Here is a 22,799-nt window from a genome sequence, read left to right on the forward strand (position 1 = left end):
TTCGCAATCTGTAGAGCTTGGTGTAAAGAGTGTCGATAAAGGAGCGTTTGCAGACGTAATATATTGAGAAATAGGAGTATACGCAGGTGTGGCGGATGCAGGGCTAAAGTAAGTGTTAAATACGGTGTAAGTCTTTGTGACTCAGTATTGTATAAATTATTTGAAACTTCCAAATAAAAAGCGGTTTGATTTTGAAGAAAAAAAGTAAGAAATTTGCATTCACAAGTTGACAATTATTCAACGGCGCATAATCAATCAGCCAAAGTTTCCAATCAACCGACACAGACACATTTCTCCTGCCACTCAAGTTTGATTGACATGCGCTATTCACTTTAACTGAGCAATGCAAGAAGAATACTCAAAAAAATGGGACAAATGTCTTGAGATTATTCGTGACATTATTCCGGCAGAACAATTCAAATCCTGGTTCAGCCCGCTGACATTTCTGCGGGTTGAAAATGATGTTTTGACCATTTACTGTCCTACCGAGTTCTTCGCCGAGCAGCTTGAAGAGCGTTATATCAACGTTCTTGGCAAAACCCTCAAACGAGTTTTCGGGCCGTCGATCCGTCTGATCTACGAATATCCTATTGTGGCAGATGATCCGAGCAGCAAAATCTCAGTCGGAAGCGCACACCCCAGCCAGGCTGTCAAGCCTATGCCCGGAGCCACCTCGAATCCGTTCAAGGAACAGATAGTAGAGGATATCGACTCGCAGCTCAACCCTGACTATACGTTTGAAAACTATTGCATCAGCGACAGTAATAAAGTGGCCCGTTCTATCGGTGAGGCTATTGCAAACGATTCGAAGCTCCAGACATTCAACCCGCTCTTCGTGTTCGGTCCCTGCGGAGTAGGGAAAACCCACCTGATTCAGGCCATCGGCATCCGCATCAAGGAGCGCAATCCCCGCGCGCGCGTACTTTATATTACTGCACGTCTGTTCGAAAGCCAGTACACTGCCGCAGTGCAGCGCAGCAAAGTCAATGAATTCATCAACTTCTATCAGAGTATCGACACCCTGATCATTGATGATATCCAGGACTTCATCGGCAAAGACAAGACTCAGAAAACATTCTACCACATATTCAACCACCTCAAGCAGAACCACCGCCAGCTGATCATGTCGAGCGACTGCTGTCCGTCGCAGATGGAAGGTATGCAGGACCGTCTGCTTTCGCGATTCAAGTCGGGTATGACCGCACAGCTTGAGAAGCCTGACCTTGATCTCCGCCGCGACGTACTGACGCAGAAATCACTCCGCGATGGACTCTCGCTCCCAAGAGAGGTGATGGATTTCATCGCATCGAATGTCACTGAGAGCATCCGTGAGCTTGAAGGTGTGGTTGTTTCGCTTCTGGCACATGCCACCTTCCTTGACAAGGATATCTCGGTGGAACTTGCGCGCCGTGTGCTCTCCAACTCTGTGAAACTCAACAAGCGCACCGTCAACTTCGAGACTATCGCCCGTCAAGTCAGCGCGTTCTACAACATTGAGACAGATCAGATCTTCACTAAATCGCGTAAAAGAGAAGTCTCTGATGCACGCCAGATGGTGATGTATCTTGCAAAGAAGCACACCAAAATGCCCCTCAAGGCCATCGGTACACGTCTGGGCCGCACACACGCCACCGTGCTGTATGCCTGCCGCCTGATCGACGAACGTATGCCGCTTGAGAAGAAACTTCAGGACGATATAGCGAAAATAGAAAGCGAACTCTTGTCGGTGTGAAGTCGTGACAGACCTCACACCAGCGCCTCGTAAGCCGGAATCTCTTTAAGAAACCTGTATCTGCCGCTCTCCTCGTCAAGCATACAGCAATAATGGTGCAGCCCGTTTGAAACGGTCAGATACTTCACACGGAGCACAATATTGTAGCGGGCTATCTGCTCGAAAACTTTTTGTGTGATGGCCACGTGAGGCGCCTTATATTCCACTATCATTATCGGTTTGGCCGCATGACTGTAGACCACTGTGTCGCAGCGCTTGCTCGTGCCGTTGAGGTTGATGGCCGTCTCGTTGGCCATAAGGCCTGCGGGGTAGCCGAAATCCGAGATCAGCCACGATATGAAATTCTGACGCACCCATTCTTCAGGAGTCAGAACAAGCCACTTGCCACGCAGCGGATCAAAAATCTCATCTCCTTTTTCGCCTTGACGCAGTCTGAGCTGTGCGGGGGGCAGGTTGAGCGCCTGAATGGCAGAGGATGGTTTTGCTTGCTCTTTCATGATGTGGTGTCTGTGGCTGTTGGATTGCAAAATTAGTAAATAAAGCGCTCTGATCGTCTGTGCATGATGATTTTTCTTGGCTTTTTCGCACACATTGCGTAAATTTGTAATATTAAGAGGTTGTTTAAAACCAAGAGTTAAAATCTGAGTGGTGTATAAACAACCTCTAAAAGCTTCTAAACCATTCATATCACCCCTGCCGATGGCCTCCGCGACTCCTACATTTTCAGAACTCCGACGTCAGCTTGCCGCACGGACGTCTTTATCACCCGTCTACCTGCTTCATGGAGAGGAAGGCTATTATATCGACGAGCTCGTAAAGGATTTTGAAAACCTGATTCCCGAAGAGGAGCGTGATTTCAATCTCTACACTCTCTATGCTCCTGAATCAGGCATTGAGACTGTCATGGATGTCTGCCACCGCTACCCGATGATGGCCGAGCGCCAGGTGGTGATAGTAAAGGAGGCCCAGGCAGTCAGAGCCGATATGCTCAACAAGCTGCATAATTATGTGGCTCAGCCAAACCCGACTACAATTCTGGTGATCTCCTGCCGCGGTGCACAGGCCAAGGGCAAGGAACTGCTTGCCGCTGTCAGGAAAAATGGAGTGATATTTGAATCCAAAAGGCTCAGCGAACGCAACATTCTGCCGGTGATCTCTGATCTGATCAAAGAGAAGAAACTCAATGTCGATGCCAAGGCTCTTTCTATGTTGCGTGACTATATCGGCACTGATCTGTCGCGCCTTTACAATGAAATAGACAAACTGGCACTGATTCTTGGACAGGGAGCCATGATCACCCCTGAAGCCATCGAGCGCAACATCGGCATATCGAAAGACTACAACAACTTCGAGCTGATAGATGCCATAATCGCCCGAAATGCAGCCAAGGCATTCGCCATCATCGAATATTTCAGAAACAACCCGAAGAGCAACCCGACGGTGATGACCGTATCCTCTCTGTTCAACCAGTTTTCCAATCTGCTGGTCTATCATTACACCCGCGACAAAACCCAGAGCGGCTACATGGACGCTCTCGGACTGCGTTCGCCCTGGGCCTTGAAATCATATGAAGCCGCCGCGCGGAGCTACAATGTCAGGCAGACCATTGAGATCATCTCGGCCATACGCGAATTTGATACCCGCAGCAAAGGCATCGGCTCTCGTCAGAATGAATATGACCTGCTGAAAGACCTGGTCTTCCACATACTCACCGCCCGCGGAATCATCGGATGAAAACAAGAATGAGTTACTTATGAAAATACGCCTGCACATATGTCGTCTTCTGGTTTTGGCCTGCCTGTCAGTGCTGACACTATTGTCGCCATGTGTGGCAAAGGCTGATCTTAACGACTCTTTGTCCGGCCGGCTGGCCTATCTGAAAGAGCATGAAGATGACAAGCAGACCATAAAAGATGTAGCCTTTCTTTATCTGAACCTCGGCAACTATGAAGAGGCTAAGAAATATGGCCGGCGCCTGCTTGACATGGGGAGCTCGACCGGCGACAAGGATTTCTGTGAACTTTACGGGCGTATAGTCATAGGCTCATCTATGCTTGACGAGGATGCCGACGAGTGTTTCCGTCAACTCGAAGAAGCACGGCTGATAGCCAATGCCACCGGCAATCTGGATGCGCTGGTCTCGATCGACAACAGTTTCGGAGCATATTATCTTCTTGGGCAGAATGATGCCTATACCTCGGCCGCATATTACTATGAAGCCCTTGAAAAGGCAAAGGAGCTGAATGACACCCGTCGTTACGGCATAATCCTGTCCAACTTGTCAGGAGCTTACCTGCTGATGAAAGATGTCTCCGGCCGCAGGCTTGCGGAAGAGGCTCACGAAATAGCCGAAAAGCGTGGAGATCCCATCCCGTTGTATTACGCCAAGTCCGCATTGGCCCACTTCTGTCTTCTTGCCGACAGTCTCGACCAGGCCGGGCGGCTGATTGCCGAGATCGAAGATCTTCACCGGCAGGGTGAATTCGGAGGCGAACCGAACCTGTATCTTGTCAAAGGTCTCTTGGCCGACAAGCGCGGTGACACTCGCAGCGCCTACCGGGACTATACCCTCGCTATGGAACATTTCCGTGAATCAGATGCCTCTGAGGTCTCTGCCACTTATCTTGCCTATGCGCGTCTGCTTCGGCGCGACGGCCATCTGAAAAGCGCCATAGAGGTTCTTGAACAAGGCCTTGTCCATGCCAGAAGCGCAGAGATGAAAGTCCATGCCCCGGAACTGATGAAAGAGCTGGTCTATAGCTACCGCGATGCAGGCGACTATCGCAAGGCTCTTGATTATAGCCTTGCCTGCCAGGCCCTCCAGGACAGTGTCTTCACTCTGAGCCGCGAGCGGACACTGCATGAAAACCGTATCCGCCATGAAATCTATGCCAATGAACGGCTCATTGACGAACAGCGGATGGAACTGATGGCCACACGTCACCGCATGATTCTTCTTGCTGTCTGCGTGGCAGCGGCTGTCGCTCTGGTGCTTCTGGTCTATTTCAACTACAGGAAAAAAGACCGTCTTTATCGGGCCATCGTATTGCAGAACAAAGAATACATGGCCCGTGAACAAATGCTGGTGGAGCGGCTCGAAAGAGCCAGAGAGCAGGAGGGTCCGCAGGCTCAGGCTTCGCAAGCCTTGGCTGATGACGGTGGCAGAAGCAGGATCAACAGCCTGATGCCAAGTTTCACATCGCTGATGATCGAGCAGAAAGTCTTCTGTGATCCGGCCATTACCGTGGGTAAAGCCGCAGAGATGCTTGGCACCAACCGCACCTATCTCTCAAAAGCCATCAACGAATCCACCGGGAAGACATTCACGCAGATCGTCAACGATTATCGCATCCGTGAAGCGATCGCTCAGATCTCTGATCTGGAAACCGACAAACCGTTGAAGCAGATCTGCAGCGATGTGGGGTTCAGCTCACTTTCCACATTTTATTCGTCATTTCAGTCAATCACCGGAATGACTCCTGCCCGCTATCGCTCCCAGCTTAAGGAGATCTGATCTTCCTGCATCGGCATTTGATTTTGCGCACGTAGGTTTAGGCCCGACAAAAAAGCTAATTGCAGGCTTGTATATCATGGAGTTATTTTTTTTGGGGGCGTCTTGTTTTCCTGTTCTTTCAATTTTTACGTTTTCGGAAACATTAAATTTGCATTTATATCGCTGACATTTCTATATTTGCGATTGACAACAAATAATAGAATCTGTCAGCGATATTATTATTGCATTTCATAAATCACGTCTCATCAGTCGGATTTCGAAGCTTTAAAGTGAAAACCAGTCACCCACAAAATATTTTCCTTATGTTTAAACCAATCCTATACATCCTGACTGCTTCATTGGCTCTTTCCGTGCCGGCAATGGCGGATGCACAGGCTAAAAAATCGCCGTCTGTATCCACAAGCATAGATAAGATTAAGAGCAACACAATCTCAGGAACAGTACTTGACGAAAACGAAGAACCGCTACCAGGTGCCACGGTGATGATTGAAGGCACCGGCGAAGGCACTTCAACTGACATGGACGGCAATTTCACCTTGCTTTGTCACAAGCCGGAGCCGACATTGGTGTTTTCCTACGTCGGCATGAAGACAAAACAAGTCAGGGTTGATAAAAATTACAATTATATCCGCATTGTGATGGAAGCGGTCCCCAACATGATGGAGGAAGTAGTCGTGACGGGCTATCAGAACATCAAGCGTGAAAACGCCACCGGTTCCTACCAGATAATACGGGCAGAGGATATGGACAAGCGTTACACCGGCGACATCACTTCTAACCTCGAAGGCCGGGTGCCCGGTGTGGTTTTCGACCCGAAATCCAACACCAAGGATGAAAATGCCATCACCATCCGAGGCAAAAGCACGTTCAACGCCAAGGAGTCGCCGCTCGTTGTTGTCGACGGGCTCCCGATCGAAGGCGGCATGAACACTGTCAACCCCTACGATATCGAAAACATCACCATTCTCAAAGATGCTGCGGCAGCCTCGATCTATGGTGCCCGCGCTTCAAACGGTGTCATTGTCATCACAAGCAAGAAAGCCAAGTCGCAGAAACTGAGCATCGACTTCAATGCCGATCTCCAGATCAGCGAGAAGATGAACTACGACAACTACAACTGGGCTTCGGCGGCCGATCTGATCCAACTCGAAAAATACAATTTCGATGCCATGCTCAAAAACAGCCCTCAGAGTATCCAGGACAATTTCAACCTGCTTGACCGCGGCAAAGCCAACGAGCTGACCCAGGTGATGCGAGTGCTTCTCGAAAACAACCGTGGCAATATCAGCGACGATGAGATGAACAGCACCTTCGACCGCTGGAGCCGTAACAACTACCGCAAGGAATATCAGAAAGTCCATGACCGCACCCAGGTCTCTCAGCAGTACAATCTTGCCTTGCGTGTCAATGGCAAAACCCTGTCGTCAAACATCGTAGTCAACTGGAACGGCAACAACGGCGGTGTCAGAGGCTATGATGCATCATCGCTCGCCCTCAAATATCTCGGTGATCTCAAAGTCGCTTCATGGATGGACCTCAATTTAAGCCTCAATGTGCTGAACAACCGCACCAAGAGTCATGCGCTCGGAAGCTATGGAAACATCAACTCATTCCTCGCATATCAATCCATGTACAACCCCGATGGTTCCCTTGCGCGCATGGAAGCCGACATCTACCCCGGCGAGGAAGTGCTTAACAATCCTGAATACGAACTTAAGGATGTGACCTACAACGTAGCTGACGAAATTGACAAAGGCTACAACACAAGCAAATCGCGCTACACCAATGTGCGCACCAACGTCCTTGCGCTTTTCCGTCTTCCCGTGACCGGATGGACTGCCCAGGCCCAGTTCCAGTATGAGGATATAGTTTCAATCAGCAGCACCCAATACAGCAAGGACTCTCAGTTCATGCGCAGCCTCTACAACCGCTACACAACCTCTTCCTCCGTGACTGAGTGGGTTGATACCGACGACCCATTCAACTGGGACTTCGGTAGCTGGGACGGTGATCCAGACCATTTTTATAAAGATCCTGTGACCATCAACAAGACAATCCACAACATCCCTGACGGCGACGCGCTGAGCGAAAGCACTGCACAAAGCCAGTACTATACATTCCGCGCACAGACCCGCTACAACCGCGAATTTCTCGGCGTACACGCCATCGACTTCATAGCCGGTTTCGAATACCGTCAGACCCATTCCTCTATGGAACAGGGCGGATACTACGGCTATGACCGCCAGACAAGCTCGAACCTCAACATGATCACCAACTGGGAATATATCAACAAACCGACCGTCGGTGTGATGGGCTCGAACTATACTCCCTATGGCGCACCCATAAGTTTTAGAACCTCTGAGACTCTTCACCGTTACTATTCTTACTACTTCACCGGCAACTATGTCTATGACAGCCGCTATTCTGTTTCAGGCAGCTACCGTGTCGACAAAGCCGACATGTTCGGAACCGACCCCAAATTCCGCGGCAAGCCCCTCTGGTCTGTCGGTGCTTCATGGAACGTCCACAACGAACGCTTCCTCCGCCCCGCCACCTGGCTCAATGTCCTTAAGCTCCGTGCCAGCTACGGTCTCACCGGCAATATCGACAACTCCGTGTCATCCTATCTTACCGCAAGCATGGCCACTAACCAGTTCGGCAATCTGCAAGGCACCCTTAACACACCCCCTAACGACCAGCTCCGTTGGGAAAAGACCGCCACTTGGAATGCCGGTATTGACTTCGCTTTCCTTGGCTACCGTCTCGCCGGTACATTCGACTTCTACCGCAAAAACAGCTCTGACATTCTGACTTCTGCCGAGCTCGACCCGACTACCGGGTGGACCACCCAGACCATCAACAGCGCCAAGATGACCAACACCGGTGTGGAACTTCAGCTTGACGGACAGATTCTTCCCGCGCGCCGCCGCAAAGACATCGGCATCAACCTCGGATTCAACATCGCCTATAACCACAATAAGGTGACCGACCTCCGTCGTTATCCGACCTCGGCAAGCGAATTTCTCGGCATGACCTATCACAAGGGCTATCCGCTCAACTCTCTCTTCTCGATCGACTATGCAGGCCTTGTTGACAAGGACGGCACAATCTTTGTCGGGTGGTATGACAGAAATGGAGAAGTCCAGACCACTTCTACCTCAAGTTCGACATTCACAATGGACGATGTCATCTTCTCAGGCACTACCACGCCCAAAATTTCCGGCTCTCTGACTCCGGAAATCAGATGGAACGGCTTCTCGCTCTCAGCAATGTTTGCCTTCTACGGCGGCCACTACATGCGCACCGACAATGACGCATGGACAAGCTTTACAGCCGGAACTGCCGGCTACAAGGGCGCTTTCGGCGATGCTTCCTTCTCCCGCGACCTTCTTCGCTACTGGAATGGCGATGAGGTTCCCGCCAACGGCTGGATGTCGACAAAGAACGGCAGCAACATCTCCACCGGCACTATCCGTAACACTGCCGTCAAACATGCCGACTACATGAAATTCCGCAGCCTGATCCTCAGCTACAGCTTCGATCAGAAACTTTGCCGGAAAATCGGACTCAACGATCTTCGTCTCCGTTTCCAGATGAACAATATAGCGACATGGGCGCGCAACGGCATAGGCATCGACCCCGAAGCCTATAATCTCACCTCCGGCTTCCACATGGATAAAACTCCGCGTAGCTACACTATGAGCCTTATGTTCAACCTCTAAAAAGCCAACCGACACAATGAAAAAGATATTACTGACACTTGCATCCGCTGCGATGTTGCTTACATCCTGTGATGACAAACTCGACATAAAGCCCTACGGTTCCTCAACCCTCAGTACAGTCGATGAACTTGAGACTCTTCTCAATGGGCTGCCATATCTGTGGTCAGGCAGCGACTACTTCGATCTGGAGGTCATCTGCAACAACACCTATCGTCCCTGGAACGGTGTCGCCGACTATATCGGCAATGACAACAGTCTCCGCTATGCCTATTTCACTTATGACGAAAGCATAGACCGGGCCGACCTTACTGATGATGACTATCGCTATAACAACCTTTATCAGAAAATAAATTATATGAACACGGTGATCTCCAAGGTGCCCGGCGCCGATGGAGGAACCGCTCAGAAGAAAGATCAGATCGTAGCCGAAGCCCGTGTGCGCCGTGCCTGGTATCACTTCCTGCTTGTCGGAATGTATGCCCGGCAGTATGACGAGGCCGAGGCCGACAAGCTTGGCGGAATCCCCTATGTCGATAACACCAATTCCGCCGAGGAAAAGACAAAACTCAGTCTCAAGAAGACCTATGAGCGGATTCTTGAGGATTGCGCTGACAATGTCCTCGAAAAACTCGTTCCGACCGGCGTCGACAACGTCTGCCGTTGCGGTCTCGACTTCGGCTACGGTGTCCGTGCCCGTGTGCTCTTCCAGATGAAACGCTATGACGAGGCTCTCCGCTATGCCGATCTCGCGCTGAAAATCAACGGCCGTCTTGAAAACCGCTCTGCTGTCAAAACTACAGGAAACTGGATTCTTGACTACGATTGTCCGAGCAACTACTATCTGATTTATTCAGACAATTCCAACCTCGGCGACTTGTATGGCTACGTGATTTCGCCCGAAGTCGCTGCCTGCATCGACCCGGATGACTACGTGTTCAAATATTATGTTGCCGAACCTTATATGGACCCAGCTTGGGGCACGCCTTATCCAACAGTTCCTGAAGGCTGTCTCCAGTCAAACATCGGTGATGCCCGTTGTAACGTCTGGGGCCTTCGTTCGGAGTCCATGTACTACATCAAGGCCGAGTGCCTGATCCGTTCAGGACAGATATCCGAAGGCCTCGCTCAGATTGACAAGGTCCGTGCCTCGCGCATCGAAGATCCTGAAATCTACGCTGACAAGACCGGTCTGACCGAAGCCGAGGCCATGAAGCTCCTCCAGGACAGCAAGCGTTTTGAATTCATCAAGACTTTCGAAAATTTCTTTGACCGCAAGCGCTGGAACTCGGAAGAAGCCTACAAGGCCACAATTGTCCGCGATCTCACCTCGCTCGGACTTGGTACATACTCCCTTTCGCCCGATTCGCCCATCTGGGTGTTCCCCTTCCCGATGAACGCTGTCAAACACAACAAATCTCTGACTCAGAACTATTGAACAGATCAAAAGACAACCCATAAATATCATTCATAAATATCATGATGAAAAGATTTTTCCTGAGTTCGGCTCTCTGTCTTGGCTTCGCCTTGACAGGAGCCGCACAGACTGAATTCCGCCACATTTCATTCGAAGAGGCTCTGACGGCAGCCAAAGCCGAGGGAAAGAAAGTGTTCATTGACTTCTACACCTCATGGTGCGGTCCGTGCAAGCGCCTTGCCGCCAATGTTTTCCCTACAAAAGAAGTGGGCGACTATATGAACAGCAACTACGTCTGTCTGAAACTTGATGCCGAAAAGGAAGGCGCCGATCTCGCAAAACAATTTCAGGTCAGCGCATATCCGACCCTGATTGTGGTCGACACCGACGGCAAACTCCTTGGCTCATTTGCCGGATATAAGGAAGGCAAGGATTTCATTGCGGCTGTCGATGCTCTCAAGGACCCTGAAATGAATCCCGAACGTGTAAAGGAACGCTATCTGGCCGGAGAGCGCAACGGCAAGCTCGTTTTTGCCTATGCCCGCTACCTCATGGAAAACAACCGTTCATATCAGGAGGGAATCCGTCAGAGCCAGCAGGTGATTGACGAGTATTTCAACTCACTCTCTGACTCCGACCGCCTGAAGCCCGAAAATGCGTTGATGTTCACAAACTACACCTATGAATATTCTAATCCGAGGCTGAAATTCATGTGCGACAACGTCAATGCTTTCGATGAATCACTGCGCGAGGATGTAAAGAAGATGATCGCCATTCTTTACCGCCAGGAAGCCTATCGCTATCTTTCCGGCAATCATCTTGTTGATGAAGCCTCTCGCTCTGCCTATGACCTCTTTAAAAAAGAATCGGCCGGCCTTGGCTATGCCGATGACTTTGCCGGAATGTTCCGCTTCATAGAGAAACGGGCCGAGTCTGATGACGCTGCCTATCTTGCATATTGCAACGAGAATTTTCCCTCGCTTGATGATGATGCGCAGTCAAGCCTTGTTTCCGGAGTGGGCGAGATCTTCAATACGGATACCCCTGAGCAGAAAAAAGCCATCTCGGCCTTTATCCGCAAATATATCGGCACAATGTCAAGCCAGGGAGTCTATATGGCGGCAATGTCGATCTATCAGCTTGAAAAGTAAAATAGGGGAGAGAGACTCCCTGTCTTGCTTAACATAAGGTTAATATATTTTGTGAGAGTGCTTGCCTGTTGCACGGGCAAGACACTCTCTGTTTGGTTGGAAATGGAACCGGCGCTTGGTTTGCGTCGGCTTCATTGTTTTTTTCTGCCGGTTTGTACACGTTTGTTGTTGAACGACCTCTTAAATTCGTGGTCCAAAATTTGGAAATTATGGCTCTGAATTGTAATTTTGTCGATTGATGAACGAGGAAAAGCGAAAAAGCGAGGCTGAAAGCCGTCTGCGTCAGTATCTTTCTGAGCGTCACCTGCGTTGTACTCCCGAACGTCTGGCGATTCTTGGAGTAGTTATGGATGCACGCGGTCCGTTTACACCAGCCGACCTGCTCACAGAGCTTTCCGGCCGTGACTTTCGGCTGAGCCAGGCTACTGTCTACAACACTCTGAAACTTCTTGAAGCAGCCTCGGTGGTCAGACATCGTCCTTCATCGGGCGGCGTAGAGACCTACGAATGCGCCTCGCGTGTCTACGAGCATCTCACCCTTGTCTGTTCGCGTTGCGGCCGCACCCGCGAGCTCCGCGATGCCGAACTCACCAAACTCATCAAGCTACGGCGCTATCCGTCGTTCGTCATGAGCGGTTTCGACCTTTATATCCACGGTCTGTGTTCGCGGTGCCGTGGGGTAGGGAGGGCCCGCCGGACAGCAAAAGAAAAATAAACATCACACAGTATAAATCATAGAACTTAGTAAAATCATGAAAGTTGACGTGCTTCTCGGTCTCCAGTGGGGCGACGAAGGGAAAGGTAAGGTGGTCGATGTGCTGACCCCGCGCTACGATGCAGTTGCCCGCTTCCAGGGTGGTCCAAATGCCGGCCACACCTTAGAGTTCGAAGGCAAGAAATATGTGCTCCGTTCAATTCCCTCAGGCATTTTCCAGCATGGCCAGATCAATATCATCGGCAATGGCGTGGTTCTTGACCCCGTGCTTTTCAAGCAGGAAGCCGAGGAACTTGAAAAAAGCGGAGTTGATCTGCGCTCCATCCTGAAGATCTCGAAAAAAGTTCATCTCATAACCCCGACCCACCGTCTGCTCGACGCTGCCAATGAAAAAGCCAAAGGCGGCAAAAAGATCGGCACCACAGGCAAGGGCATAGGCCCGACCTACACCGACAAGATCTCGCGCAACGGCCTGCGTCTCGGCGATGTCTTCCACAACTTCAAGGAAAAATATTCAACTCTGCGCCAGCGTCATCTCGAAATGCTCGCATCGCTCGGTGCCACCCCTGACAATCTCGAACAGCTTGAAGAAACCTGGATGGACGCCATTGTCTATCTCAAAGGCTTCGGCATTGTAGACTCCGAATTCCTCATCAACCAGCTTCTTGCCGAAGGCAAGAGTGTGCTCTGCGAAGGAGCTCAGGGCACGCTCCTCGACATTGACTTCGGTTCATATCCCTTTGTGACATCATCCAACACAATCAGCGCCGGTGCATGCTCCGGACTCGGTGTGGCTCCCAATAAGATCGGAGAAGTGTTCGGCATTTTCAAAGCCTACTGCACCCGCGTGGGCAGCGGTCCCTTCCCCACAGAACTTTTTGATGCCACCGGAAAACGCATCCGCGACCTCGGTCATGAATACGGCGCCGTTACCGGCCGCGAACGCCGCTGCGGATGGATCGACCTCGTGGCTCTCCGCTATGCCATCATGCTTAACGGTGTGACCCAGCTCATCATGATGAAGAGCGACGTACTTGACGATTTCGACGAAATCAAAGCCTGCGTGGCCTATCGCATAAACGGCCGCGAGACAACCCAGTTCCCATTCTCGATCGACGAAAGCATCGAACCCGTCTATGCCACTCTTCCCGGATGGAAGACCGACATGACCGGAATGCAGAGTGAATCGGAGTTCCCGAAGCAGTTCAAAGACTATATCGACTTCCTTGAAAAGGAACTTGCCACACCGATCACCATCGTGTCAATCGGTCCTGACAGAAAACAGACAATCATACGCGACAGAAAGGCCTGACAGGGGCCTTTCTCCTCGCCTTGTGACAATATACAACTTACCTTAAACCAAAAACCAAAACACATGGCAAAAGTAAAACCGTTCAAGGGGATTCGTCCCCCGCGTGAAATGGTCACCCGCGTCGCATCCCGTCCTTACGATGTTCTGAACTCCGAAGAAGCCCGCCATGAGGCCGAAGGAAATCCCAGCTCGCTCTATCACATCATCAAGCCTGAGATTGATTTCGAGCCCGGAACAGACGAGCATGACCCCAAGGTCTACGAAAAGGCCGTTGAAAACTTCAACGCTTTCCGTTCCAACGGATGGCTGGTCCAGGACGAAGAGGACCACTACTACATCTATGCCCAGACCATGAACGGCCGCACTCAGTACGGCATCGTTGTGGCTGCCAATGTGGCTGACTACATGGAAGGACGCATCAAGAAGCATGAGCTTACACGCCGTGACAAGGAAGAAGACCGCATGAAGCATGTCCGCATCAACAATGCCAACGTCGAACCGGTGTTCTTCGCTTTCCCTGACAACGAACCGCTGCAGAAAGTCATCGACACTGTCACTGCCGGCGAGCCTGAATATGACTTCACTGCTCCTGACGGCTTCGGCCACCACTTCTGGGTTATCAGTGACCCGGTTATGATTCAGTGCGTTACCGAAGAGTTTGCCAAGATCCCTTATCTATATATCGCCGACGGCCATCATCGTTCAGCAGCAGCAGCACTGGTGGGGCATGAGAAAGCCCAGGCCAATCCCGCGCATACCGGCGAAGAGGAATATAACTATTTCCTTGCCGTGGCTTTCCCCGCTTCGCATCTTAACATCATCGACTACAACCGTGTGGTGAAAGATCTCAACGGTCTCACCCCCGCGCAGTTCCTCGACCGTGTGGCCGAAAACTTCATAGTCGAAGAAAAGGGCGCTGACGAATATCGCCCCCAGGAGCTCCACAACTTCGCGCTCTACCTCGGCGGAAAATGGTATTCGCTCACAGCCAAGCCCGGAACCTATAATGACAATGATCCCATCGGAGTGCTTGACGTGACCATCTCAAGCGATCTGATTCTGCGTGACATCCTCGGCATAACCGACCTCCGCAGCGACAAGCGCATCGACTTCGTGGGTGGCATCCGCGGCCTCGGCGAACTCAGCCGGCGTGTCGACTCCGGAGAGATGGCTGTGGCCCTTGCTCTCTATCCAGTGTCGATGAAGCAACTGATGGATATCGCGGACACCGGCAACATCATGCCTCCGAAGACAACCTGGTTCGAACCTAAACTCCGTTCAGGCCTCGTTATCCACAAACTCGACTGATACCGCCAATCACCCTTGGCAGTCAGACCGATCGGCCTGACTGCCAAGGGCAATAAAAAAACAAATCTCACAGATCCGTCGCGGATTTGTGAGATTTTTTGTTGGCTATGTCTGATATGATAAAACTATGGTTGTTATAGTGTGTATTTTATGAGAGTCGTGTTTTAGGCTGTCGGGCTGTTGACGCCGATGATCCGCTTGGCTCCGATGTAGCGTTTGGAGTAGTAACCGCCGTCGGGGAAACGCTGGTAGGTCACGCCCTGCGATGTCGATGCGTGGATGAATGTGCATGAGCCGTCTTCCTTGACATCGACCACCATTGCCACATGGCCAACGGTCTTCTTGCCTCCTGCTCGGCCTGAGAAGAAGAGCAGGTCACCGGGACGGAGATCTTCGGTGTTCACCTTTTCTCCTTCGGTGTACTGGCTGCGTGACGAGCGGCTGAGATTGAAACCGAATTTCTTGAACACGTAGCCCACAAAACCTGAGCAATCGAAAGCCGAAGGGCCGGAAGCTCCGCGACGATAGCGTGTGCCGAGAAATTTTGCAGCGTAATCGGTCATCTTGCCGATGAGATCTGAATCAAACTCCTCCTCTGCACTTTCTTCTGAAGTGAAAGGCGAGAATGCCTGAAGGGCGCTGATGGCATCTCCGCTTACGCCCGATGCCGCGTTAAACAACTCTATGTGGGCTGCCGGAAGCTTGAAGGGAGTGGGATTCTGTTCTGCTTTAGTCTGAATGGAACACATGAGCGGGAGCAGGAGTGTTGCCATTGCAGTCACTATATATTGTTTCATGTCTTGTTGATGATTCTTAATTTCATTTATCGGCCTCTGTGGCCTCCATTTCTGAATTGCATTGCAAAATTAGTAAAAATTTGTCGTACTTCTGCGTAGTCGGCTGAAAATCTTGTAATTTCAATAGGTCTTAATTCCGTGCCGACAATTTTACGGAAATGTTTTTGAGGATGTTACAGGTCCATAATCTGCTACGAATGTGTCATATTGATTTTTAGTTTTACCAATTATTGAGAATGATTGAAATCGCTTGGTTAATTCTTGGAGTTCATGCTCTGATGCCTTAGGAATCACAACAGACCATTGGAGTGTTCCACAAATACTCTTGCCATAGAAATCAGATGCTGCTTGGGGAGAAGGATATTCCCAGTGATAATTCGGCTCGGATACAAGAAATGACGCATCTATCATATTCTGAATGTTTTCATCATACCATTTGTTGAAATCTTCACTATTACTGTGTATATAAGAGAAAGATTCCAGATACACTATCCTCCACGGTCCTGTAAATTGAGGATTGAATTTTCTATACGATGCTCCTAAAGTAGAGTTATCTGCTTTGCCAATCAAAGTATTGAAAGATTCAGTTTTGAATTTTGCTTCCTCCTCGGTATTTACATATTCTAACCACTTTATAATTAAAGTGGATTCATACGAAAATGATGGCATATTGCGAACTGGGATTGAATATGTCATTATTTCCTCATTTTCTTGACACCATCGTAAATAGTCATTTATACATTCGGGGTTAACAGATATTCCGGATGCTTGATATTCAACAAGCCATTTGTCTTGTGCCATCGGCGTTGGATCATCAGAAGAGCATCCATATAGAAAGATGCTTAATATCCCGATTGTCCAATATAAGTATTTCATTTTCCGATTTGTTTTTCAAGTTGAGTAATACGCTCTTTGAGCATGGCGATAGTTTCTGATTTGGATTTGAGGGCATCGTTTAGAGTAGTGATTGTATCCACAAGACCATTTATACGCGCTATGTCCTCTGAGTTGTCTTCTTTTCTTATTAGCATTTCACCGTTGCCCCTTAGCAGCCACTCAGCAGAGATTTCAGGATATGCCTGAAGAATGCTTACAACTGTTTCGATACTGATACCTCTAAGACCCTTAATCTGGTTATCAAGGGTCTTTTGAGGTATTCCGCTTCTTATGGCAAGTGCGCGAATCGACATGCCGCTATATGCAACGATTTCCTTTAGACGGGTAAGAATGTCCATATTACCTAAATGTTAATAATTCTAAAAATTAGCCCAAACGAGCCTACATAATTTGCATTATTAGCTCAAATGGGCTAACTTTGCATCATCTTCAATCAAACACTACAAAATTAGCGAATTTGATTGAGATGAGCAAGAACATAATCAACAAAATATAAGCAAGATGACCCCAAACGAGACTAAACTCCAAAACCTCCGCAACTACCTTGATACCCTCATCGGGGAGTATCGGGAGGCAATTTCATCATCCGTCCGCGAGATGGAGAAGTTCAATATCTCTCCCGAAGATTTCCGCAAAGAGTCCGTCAGCCTCAACGTAGCCGCCTTTACCCTCGGCTATCTCAATCTGGCAAAAGAGGTATCCGAAAAATCGGACTACAAAACAACCGAGAATTATATCCGCTTCCACAAGCATCAGATTGAAACCAAAGCGATCGGCGAGGCTGGCGTAATCACTCTTGCCCAGAACGCCACAATCTCGGCTCTCTCTACCATCATCACCCTCTACCTTGATAAGTAAAGTCAAACCAATAACCCCAACAAAGTATGGCAAATTTAACCCCTTACTGCTACAAAGCACTCAATGCAGAGTCTTACAACGCTCTCGCCGCTCAGGTTGTAACTTCAACCATCAACGCATCATTCTTCCCCAAACTCTTCACCATTGTAGTAACTCCCCAAGAGGGAGAGGAAGAAGCCTTTAGGGAGATTGGCAAGTTCATCGACACCGAGGGTCTGAGTTTCCACATCAACCCCATCATCCTCCACGATGAGTGCCAGGGAGAAATCATCGACGACGAAGTAACACCGTCCTGCATCCTCCAATCCATCATCCACAAGTTGCTTGAAGAGAAAGCACACGACAAAGAGGTTGCGACCAGTCTACAGACTCGTCTTGATGCCTGCGAAGATAATCTCAACTCGGTTCGCAAGGACAAAGAAAGCTACTACAAATGGTGGCAGGAAGAGGTCTCCAAGCGAACCCGTCTGGAAGAGAGCGTTAAAGCCTTCCGCACCCTGCTCAACGCGGTAGTTGAGTAACCCCGCCAAAGTCAAACCAACCTATAAGGCCGGTTGAGTTGCAAATCAACCGAAAGGCGCAAGCCTTGGAGAATGTGGTGTAACGGTAGCACAAGAAGGAACCGAAGGTGCAGGTTCGAATCCTGCCATTCTCGCAACCAAAGAAGAGTACCTTGACAAGTCTGAAATTCCGCTGAGATGGCTGGACGGGAGACCGCCGGAACATCAGCGATGAGTGGTAGCCGATAAAGAAGCATTCGAGTATGCCGAGAGGTGAAAGACACTTTGAGACGGGTCGGTGCCACGGTAAGAAAGAACCATCCGAGCTTATGCCGAACAATGACGGATGGCGGGTTGAGTCGTGTCCGCCCGTGGCAAATGGACCGGTTATTAACGATTATCCCCGGTTGGAGTAAGCAACTATGATTTTTACGCGAAACAACCGGCAAATATATCAGAACGGTGTAGCTCAATTGGTAGAGCAACGAGGTATGATAATCCGTAGGTCGGCGGTTCAAGTCCGCCCACCGTTCCTAACTCAAATTCTACGAATATGGATAAGACTATTAAAGTAGCCACTCTCGGCATAGCTGAAGAGCTTAGAAATATGGAGATAGGCGATGTCGTTCAGTTTCCTGTCCCCAAGTATAATTACAATTCAATTCGCACTTCTCCCGGCACCACACTTGTAGCCGAAACAATGGAGGGTCGAAAGTGGAAAACCAAAAAGGACATTGACAATAAATGTGTCCTTGTTACAAGAACCGCGTAAGCCTATGGGAAGATGTCTTGTAACTTCGGTCAACCCTGCGGAGATCATGCTTGAGAATATATTTCGCGTCATGGAGCGTGAGACATTCTGCAAAGATACGGCTGCAAAAATCGTTGGCGGTGTAAAGAAGTTAGAGGACTTGATTGCCGCCGGCGAAATTGATGCTGAAAAGGGATGCAACGCCCAGAACAGCAAATGGAAATGCAATGCTGCACAAGTTCTGCGACATTGCCGGAATATGAGAAACAAATGAACTTACCACATAGTAGCCCGTGAGGGTGTTTTTCATTATAAGAATCAATAGATTGCCTTGAGTGCCCGTGAGGGTCGTGGCATCATCTTTAATCAAACCCCGATAGCCGAGCGGGTAATCTCGGCCACTTGGTCGGTAAAGTTCACGTGTTGGAGGCGTGAGGAGCGAAATAACCGATGGAGCCATCGGCCCTCATGGGTTCGATTCCCATACCGGCCACACCCCAAATTAGAATAATATCATTAACGCCGGATGGTCTGTGAAGATAGTCCGGTTTTTTCACATGAGAGACTGACATTTGGTGAGTGTCCCCCGGGTTGAACCGGGCGTAGGTGAATAATCGCGGCCGCTAAATAGCCTACAAGCAGGTTCGACTCCTGCTCTCTCAACTACATCATCAAAACACATCATCAAAATGGATAAGCCAACAATCTCCAAGCGCATCAGCGCCGGAACTCGCGTCTATTACATCGACGCGCACAACGACCGCAAAGGTCAGCCGTATATTTCCATTTCGGAAATACCTACCGACAAATCGCCAGGCAAAAAGAAAAGGCAGTGTATCTTCCTCCATGCAGAGAACGTGGACCAATTCGCCCAGGCATTTGCCGAGGTTGCAAACCATATTAAAAATGACACTCAAGGATGACCCGATTGTTCTTCTCGGCTGGAGTTGCCCGTATTGTGGTTCTCCAACAAAACTCGTTGACGACACGGAAATCTACGGGCGATCATACGGTACCAAGTGCTATCTCTGCAAACCGTGTGGAGTGTGGGTCGGCTGTCATAAGAACTCGGACAAAGCACTCGGCCGAGTCGCAAACAAAGAACTGCGACAACTGAAGCATCAGGCTCACGAGGCTTTTGACCCCATCTGGAAAGACGGCTATCTTCCACGCACTGCCGCTTATGAGGTCTTGTCCGTTGCTTTCGGACTCCCGATAGAGCAAACTCACATAGGAATGTTCGATGAGGATATGTGCCGGAAAGTAATCTCATTGTCAAACACAATTCTTAAATACATCAGAGAAGATGGCTAAACAAATAACACGCGGCAAGTTTCTCCTTATAGAATGTACCGCTGGTGAGCTGATGAATGCTGTCGGCTCCGACATCTGCATCTGCGATTGGTGTGGCAGACCATACCTCCCCTCTGATAAAGGGGTCTACATTGCAGTCCATAATCATTGGTATTGTAAGGAGTGCTTTTATGAATGGGCGGCACAAGCCACCTGGTATCCCCAAGATGCCGATGTTGAGCGTAAGAATTTCAGCTTCTATGCTCCTCGTCTCGGAGTCAAATGTCAGTAAATGTTAAGGCGTAAAAATGGCGGGCAATGCGTTTGTGTAACTCGCTAAAAATGACTAACTTTACTGTATATCAGAAACAATGATATTAAAAGTCAAACCAATAAAAACCTACCTATATGGCAAAGGAAAAACAACCAAAAGTTGAGCAAGACCAAGAGGTCAACGATGCTCAGATGAAAACCGAGGCAGAGGCTAAGGCAATCATCGAAAACAACCTCCGCTTCTACTCGCAAGGATGCGAGGTTCCGGCAGACGCGCTCAAACCAATCAGAGCAGGCCGACTCAAAGGGATGTCCGATGTGAATCCGATGTGGCGCATGAAGAGAATGACCGAGATTTTCGGTCCTGTCGGATTCGGCTGGAAATACGAAATTGTAAAGCAGTGGACTGAGACCTACGGAAACGAGGTCAAGTGTTTCTGCGTTGTCAATCTCTTTGTCCGCGATCCCGAAACAAAAGAGTGGAGTGAGCCTATACCCGGCAGTGGAGGTTCTGCCATCGTATCAATGGAGAGCAAGGGTGCTTATGTGAATGATGAGGGCTACAAGATGGCTCTTACCGATGCACTCTCAATCGCCATGAAGCCGCTCGGAATCGGAGGCAATATCTGGTATGGTCCCAAAGCGTCAGGGCATAATGAGAGCAAGTATGAGGCATCCACAAGAGAAGATGCCAATCAGAACCAACATCCTCAGCAAAGTCAAGGCACCTCAGCGATGGCGTTCACCGGCGCACAGCTCAACCAAGCCATTCAGGAAATGAACGCAACCACCACTGAGGCAGAATTTCAGGCTTGCTGGCAGAAATGGGCACAAATATCTCCTGCGTTGACAAGCAATGGCACTGACTTCTACAAAGCCGCGTGTGCAAAAATCAACGCTATCAAAAATCCCTCCGCAAAATGATGCAGTTCAAACAATCCCCTGTAATCTTCGACGAGGATAGCCACAGCTATCAACTCGACGGCAAGAGATTGCTCGGCATCACGGGACTTATACACTCAATCCTCGGATTGGGTGTATATCCCGATGCAAGTGAGCACGTCAAAGATTTCATCATTCCAAGAGCCGGAAGTCGCGGCACCGCCGTTCACCATGCCATTCAGACCTATGACCAACTCGGTATCAAGCAGACTACTCAGATAGTCCACACTCGCTACGGATGCCGGGAGCGTGATAACATTTCCTATGTTGATGAGACGTGGGATGTGAGTTCAGAACTTGAGGCATATATCCGACACCTCAACGGGTTCAAACCTCTTGCCAACGAGTTAACTGTTTCCGACAATGTGCGCTACGCCTCGCAGATAGACAATGTTTGGCAGTACGAGAAAACGGGTGGTATATGGCTTGTCGATACCAAGACTAACAACATCAAACTCTATCCGCTTTGCGGCTACTACAACGCCAACTATTTCAATAGCGGTGAAGATGCCCTCAAAGAATACCTCTCCTGGCAGCTCTCAATCTACGCAGAGTTATTTGAGGCAGAGAACCCCGGACTAAAGGTGGAGGGGCTGGCTTGCAACTGGCTGAAAGCCGATGCCGATGCGTTCTGGGTTATAGAGCGCAAGCCATCGGAGTTGGTTCAGGAACTCCTTAAAACCACCTATTTTTTCAGCGACAATGGGCCGGTCTATTTCCATCCCGATTTGTCGATGTTCGGCATCGGCTCGACTCTCCCTGCCGAAGTCAAAGAGCAAACTCCGATAGTTGCCCCCGATGTAGTGGATTATTTCACAAGACTTCTGAAAACATATAAGGATGCAGAGGCGAAACTTGAAGAGGCTAAAACAGCATTGAGAGCCGCCATGACCGAGCATAAAGTGAAGTCTTTTGATTTTGGCACATTCAGTGCCACAATCGGAGCCGACAGCGTTTCAACCTCCTTTGACACCAAAACATTCAAAAAGGATCATCCCGAACTATACAAGAAATATGCCTCATCAAAAGCCAAAAAGGGCAGTTTCACAATAAAACTCAAAGACAATGATTAAATTTTCAGCAACAAACGCCCTGGTTCACTCGGTTACTCCGGTGATTGAGATTGAGTCCAGATCCGGCGGTCAGCCGTTCTGCAAACGAGAGCTCATCATTGATGACTCTTGGGATAAGGATGGCAAGCATTATGCCAACTTCGTTTCAATCGAGTTCACCGGCGACAAGATGGCTCAACTTGACAGTGTCTATCCCGGTATGCGTGTGAACGTGGATGGACTTCTGAGCGGCCGAGAGTATAACAACCGCATCTACAACTCCGTCAGGGGTCAGTCGGTTTCTCCTTATCAGGCTCAACAGCAGAGCGCGCCCGCCCCGGCCCCATGCCTATCGGTTATCCTCAGCAACCGCAGTATCAGCAGGCTCCCGGCTATCAAGCAGCTCCCATGCCTGGTGGCTATCCTCAACAGCCTGCCGCTCCTGCTTATCCACAGCAACCTCAACAGTATGCACCACAACCCGCGCCGGCGGCCGCGCCCGTGGCGGCTCCGGCACAGCAGCCATACAGTCAACCATCCTCGCCGGGTGTGAATGACCTACCGTTTC

23 protein-coding genes and 2 tRNA genes are annotated in these 22,799 nt (G+C 49.6%); 21 read left to right on the plus strand and 4 right to left on the minus strand.

What is annotated here, in order from left to right:
* The first annotated feature begins 343 nt into the window (after positions 1–343).
* Positions 344–1,732, plus strand: coding sequence for a chromosomal replication initiator protein DnaA (gene dnaA, locus E7745_RS09000; protein WP_136408687.1), 1,389 nt, complete (start codon positions 344–346; stop codon positions 1,730–1,732).
* Positions 1,733–1,746: 14 nt separating this feature from the next.
* Here the strand turns inward: dnaA and E7745_RS09005 are convergent, their stop codons facing one another.
* Positions 1,747–2,199, minus strand: coding sequence for a type I restriction enzyme HsdR N-terminal domain-containing protein (locus E7745_RS09005; protein ID WP_240740402.1), 453 nt, complete (start codon positions 2,197–2,199; stop codon positions 1,747–1,749).
* A gap of 232 nt (positions 2,200–2,431) precedes the next feature.
* Between E7745_RS09005 and holA the strand changes: the two genes are divergently transcribed.
* From holA to E7745_RS09045, 8 genes are all read left to right on the plus strand, one after another.
* On the plus strand, positions 2,432–3,466 hold the full coding sequence (gene holA / locus E7745_RS09010) for a DNA polymerase III subunit delta (RefSeq protein ID WP_136408689.1): 1,035 nt from the start codon (positions 2,432–2,434) through the stop codon (positions 3,464–3,466).
* Positions 3,467–3,485: 19 nt separating this feature from the next.
* Entirely contained in the window at positions 3,486–5,246 is a 1,761-nt protein-coding gene (locus E7745_RS09015; protein WP_124075944.1) for a helix-turn-helix transcriptional regulator, read from the plus strand.
* Positions 5,247–5,548: 302 nt separating this feature from the next.
* Entirely contained in the window at positions 5,549–8,968 is a 3,420-nt protein-coding gene (locus E7745_RS09020) for a SusC/RagA family TonB-linked outer membrane protein (RefSeq protein ID WP_124075945.1), read from the plus strand.
* Between the two features lie 16 nt (positions 8,969–8,984).
* The gene (locus tag E7745_RS09025; RefSeq protein ID WP_123399189.1) at positions 8,985–10,403 is read left to right on the plus strand and encodes a RagB/SusD family nutrient uptake outer membrane protein; all 1,419 of its coding nucleotides are present in this window, start codon (positions 8,985–8,987) and stop codon (positions 10,401–10,403) included.
* Between the two features lie 41 nt (positions 10,404–10,444).
* Positions 10,445–11,533, plus strand: coding sequence for a thioredoxin family protein (locus E7745_RS09030; protein WP_107033055.1), 1,089 nt, complete (start codon positions 10,445–10,447; stop codon positions 11,531–11,533).
* A gap of 238 nt (positions 11,534–11,771) precedes the next feature.
* On the plus strand, positions 11,772–12,248 hold the full coding sequence (locus tag E7745_RS09035) for a Fur family transcriptional regulator (RefSeq protein ID WP_107033054.1): 477 nt from the start codon (positions 11,772–11,774) through the stop codon (positions 12,246–12,248).
* Positions 12,249–12,285: 37 nt separating this feature from the next.
* A complete protein-coding gene (locus tag E7745_RS09040; RefSeq protein WP_107033053.1) occupies positions 12,286–13,560 on the plus strand; it encodes an adenylosuccinate synthase in 1,275 nt (424 codons plus the stop codon).
* Between the two features lie 63 nt (positions 13,561–13,623).
* Positions 13,624–14,868, plus strand: coding sequence for a DUF1015 domain-containing protein (locus E7745_RS09045; protein WP_124075946.1), 1,245 nt, complete (start codon positions 13,624–13,626; stop codon positions 14,866–14,868).
* Positions 14,869–15,032: 164 nt separating this feature from the next.
* Here E7745_RS09045 and E7745_RS09050 read toward each other — a convergent pair whose 3' ends face one another.
* The 3 genes from E7745_RS09050 to E7745_RS09060 all read right to left on the minus strand — a co-directional run bounded on the left by E7745_RS09050 (position 15,033) and on the right by E7745_RS09060 (position 16,900).
* Positions 15,033–15,665 (minus strand): C40 family peptidase, encoded by a 633-nt coding sequence (locus tag E7745_RS09050; protein WP_123400449.1) that lies wholly within the window; start codon positions 15,663–15,665, stop codon positions 15,033–15,035.
* Between the two features lie 150 nt (positions 15,666–15,815).
* Positions 15,816–16,466: a hypothetical protein gene (locus tag E7745_RS09055; protein ID WP_135472282.1), complete on the minus strand. Its 651-nt coding sequence runs from the start codon at positions 16,464–16,466 to the stop codon at positions 15,816–15,818.
* 71 nt (positions 16,467–16,537) lie between these two features.
* Positions 16,538–16,900, minus strand: coding sequence for a helix-turn-helix domain-containing protein (locus E7745_RS09060; RefSeq protein ID WP_135472283.1), 363 nt, complete (start codon positions 16,898–16,900; stop codon positions 16,538–16,540).
* A gap of 163 nt (positions 16,901–17,063) precedes the next feature.
* Between E7745_RS09060 and E7745_RS09065 the strand changes: the two genes are divergently transcribed.
* The 12 genes from E7745_RS09065 to E7745_RS09120 all read left to right on the plus strand — a co-directional run bounded on the left by E7745_RS09065 (position 17,064) and on the right by E7745_RS09120 (position 22,784).
* Complete coding sequence (locus tag E7745_RS09065) at positions 17,064–17,420, plus strand: hypothetical protein (protein WP_136408691.1); 357 nt, start codon at positions 17,064–17,066, stop codon at positions 17,418–17,420.
* A gap of 26 nt (positions 17,421–17,446) precedes the next feature.
* Positions 17,447–17,941 (plus strand): hypothetical protein, encoded by a 495-nt coding sequence (locus tag E7745_RS09070; protein WP_136408692.1) that lies wholly within the window; start codon positions 17,447–17,449, stop codon positions 17,939–17,941.
* 68 nt (positions 17,942–18,009) lie between these two features.
* A tRNA-OTHER gene (locus tag E7745_RS09075) sits at positions 18,010–18,075 on the plus strand.
* A 303-nt stretch (positions 18,076–18,378) separates the two neighbouring features.
* Positions 18,379–18,453, plus strand: a tRNA-Ile gene (locus E7745_RS09080).
* 20 nt (positions 18,454–18,473) lie between these two features.
* The gene (locus tag E7745_RS09085) at positions 18,474–18,692 is read left to right on the plus strand and encodes a hypothetical protein (RefSeq protein WP_124076704.1); all 219 of its coding nucleotides are present in this window, start codon (positions 18,474–18,476) and stop codon (positions 18,690–18,692) included.
* A 4-nt stretch (positions 18,693–18,696) separates the two neighbouring features.
* A complete protein-coding gene (locus E7745_RS09090) occupies positions 18,697–18,945 on the plus strand; it encodes a hypothetical protein (RefSeq protein WP_124076702.1) in 249 nt (82 codons plus the stop codon).
* A 415-nt stretch (positions 18,946–19,360) separates the two neighbouring features.
* Positions 19,361–19,594, plus strand: a complete 234-nt coding sequence (locus tag E7745_RS09095) for a DUF3276 family protein (protein WP_136408693.1) — start codon at positions 19,361–19,363, stop codon at positions 19,592–19,594.
* Positions 19,578–19,985 (plus strand): zinc-finger-containing protein, encoded by a 408-nt coding sequence (locus E7745_RS09100; protein ID WP_136408694.1) that lies wholly within the window; start codon positions 19,578–19,580, stop codon positions 19,983–19,985. The genes E7745_RS09095 and E7745_RS09100 overlap by 17 nt, the downstream gene beginning before the upstream one ends.
* Positions 19,978–20,256, plus strand: a complete 279-nt coding sequence (locus E7745_RS09105; protein WP_124076771.1) for a demethylase — start codon at positions 19,978–19,980, stop codon at positions 20,254–20,256. The genes E7745_RS09100 and E7745_RS09105 overlap by 8 nt, the downstream gene beginning before the upstream one ends.
* A 116-nt stretch (positions 20,257–20,372) precedes the next feature.
* The gene (locus tag E7745_RS09110) at positions 20,373–21,161 is read left to right on the plus strand and encodes a hypothetical protein (RefSeq protein ID WP_136408695.1); all 789 of its coding nucleotides are present in this window, start codon (positions 20,373–20,375) and stop codon (positions 21,159–21,161) included.
* Positions 21,158–22,252, plus strand: a complete 1,095-nt coding sequence (locus E7745_RS09115) for a hypothetical protein (protein ID WP_136408696.1) — start codon at positions 21,158–21,160, stop codon at positions 22,250–22,252. The genes E7745_RS09110 and E7745_RS09115 overlap by 4 nt, the downstream gene beginning before the upstream one ends.
* On the plus strand, positions 22,245–22,784 hold the full coding sequence (locus E7745_RS09120; protein ID WP_136408697.1) for a DUF3127 domain-containing protein: 540 nt from the start codon (positions 22,245–22,247) through the stop codon (positions 22,782–22,784). The genes E7745_RS09115 and E7745_RS09120 overlap by 8 nt, the downstream gene beginning before the upstream one ends.
* Positions 22,785–22,799: the final 15 nt, after the last annotated feature.

The sequence above is a fragment of the Duncaniella sp. C9 genome (genome assembly GCF_004803935.1).
In the GTDB taxonomy this organism is placed as follows: Bacteria; Bacteroidota; Bacteroidia; order Bacteroidales; family Muribaculaceae; genus Duncaniella; species Duncaniella muris.

Bases quoted from the DNA above. Each gene is read 5' to 3' on its own strand.
- dnaA (WP_136408687.1), top strand. From the start codon at position 344: ATGCAAGAAGAATACTCAAAAAAATGGGACAAATGTCTTGAGATTATT.
- holA (WP_136408689.1), top strand. From the start codon at position 2,432: ATGGCCTCCGCGACTCCTACATTTTCAGAACTCCGACGTCAGCTTGCC.
- E7745_RS09015 (WP_124075944.1), top strand. From the start codon at position 3,486: ATGAAAATACGCCTGCACATATGTCGTCTTCTGGTTTTGGCCTGCCTG.
- E7745_RS09020 (WP_124075945.1), top strand. From the start codon at position 5,549: ATGTTTAAACCAATCCTATACATCCTGACTGCTTCATTGGCTCTTTCC.
- E7745_RS09025 (WP_123399189.1), top strand. From the start codon at position 8,985: ATGAAAAAGATATTACTGACACTTGCATCCGCTGCGATGTTGCTTACA.
- E7745_RS09030 (WP_107033055.1), top strand. From the start codon at position 10,445: ATGATGAAAAGATTTTTCCTGAGTTCGGCTCTCTGTCTTGGCTTCGCC.
- E7745_RS09035 (WP_107033054.1), top strand. From the start codon at position 11,772: ATGAACGAGGAAAAGCGAAAAAGCGAGGCTGAAAGCCGTCTGCGTCAG.
- E7745_RS09040 (WP_107033053.1), top strand. From the start codon at position 12,286: ATGAAAGTTGACGTGCTTCTCGGTCTCCAGTGGGGCGACGAAGGGAAA.
- E7745_RS09045 (WP_124075946.1), top strand. From the start codon at position 13,624: ATGGCAAAAGTAAAACCGTTCAAGGGGATTCGTCCCCCGCGTGAAATG.
- E7745_RS09050 (WP_123400449.1), bottom strand. From the start codon at position 15,665: ATGAAACAATATATAGTGACTGCAATGGCAACACTCCTGCTCCCGCTC.
- E7745_RS09055 (WP_135472282.1), bottom strand. From the start codon at position 16,466: ATGGCACAAGACAAATGGCTTGTTGAATATCAAGCATCCGGAATATCT.
- E7745_RS09060 (WP_135472283.1), bottom strand. From the start codon at position 16,900: ATGGACATTCTTACCCGTCTAAAGGAAATCGTTGCATATAGCGGCATG.
- E7745_RS09065 (WP_136408691.1), top strand. From the start codon at position 17,064: ATGACCCCAAACGAGACTAAACTCCAAAACCTCCGCAACTACCTTGAT.
- E7745_RS09070 (WP_136408692.1), top strand. From the start codon at position 17,447: ATGGCAAATTTAACCCCTTACTGCTACAAAGCACTCAATGCAGAGTCT.
- E7745_RS09085 (WP_124076704.1), top strand. From the start codon at position 18,474: ATGGATAAGACTATTAAAGTAGCCACTCTCGGCATAGCTGAAGAGCTT.
- E7745_RS09090 (WP_124076702.1), top strand. From the start codon at position 18,697: ATGGGAAGATGTCTTGTAACTTCGGTCAACCCTGCGGAGATCATGCTT.
- E7745_RS09095 (WP_136408693.1), top strand. From the start codon at position 19,361: ATGGATAAGCCAACAATCTCCAAGCGCATCAGCGCCGGAACTCGCGTC.
- E7745_RS09100 (WP_136408694.1), top strand. From the start codon at position 19,578: ATGACACTCAAGGATGACCCGATTGTTCTTCTCGGCTGGAGTTGCCCG.
- E7745_RS09105 (WP_124076771.1), top strand. From the start codon at position 19,978: ATGGCTAAACAAATAACACGCGGCAAGTTTCTCCTTATAGAATGTACC.
- E7745_RS09110 (WP_136408695.1), top strand. From the start codon at position 20,373: ATGGCAAAGGAAAAACAACCAAAAGTTGAGCAAGACCAAGAGGTCAAC.
- E7745_RS09115 (WP_136408696.1), top strand. From the start codon at position 21,158: ATGATGCAGTTCAAACAATCCCCTGTAATCTTCGACGAGGATAGCCAC.
- E7745_RS09120 (WP_136408697.1), top strand. From the start codon at position 22,245: ATGATTAAATTTTCAGCAACAAACGCCCTGGTTCACTCGGTTACTCCG.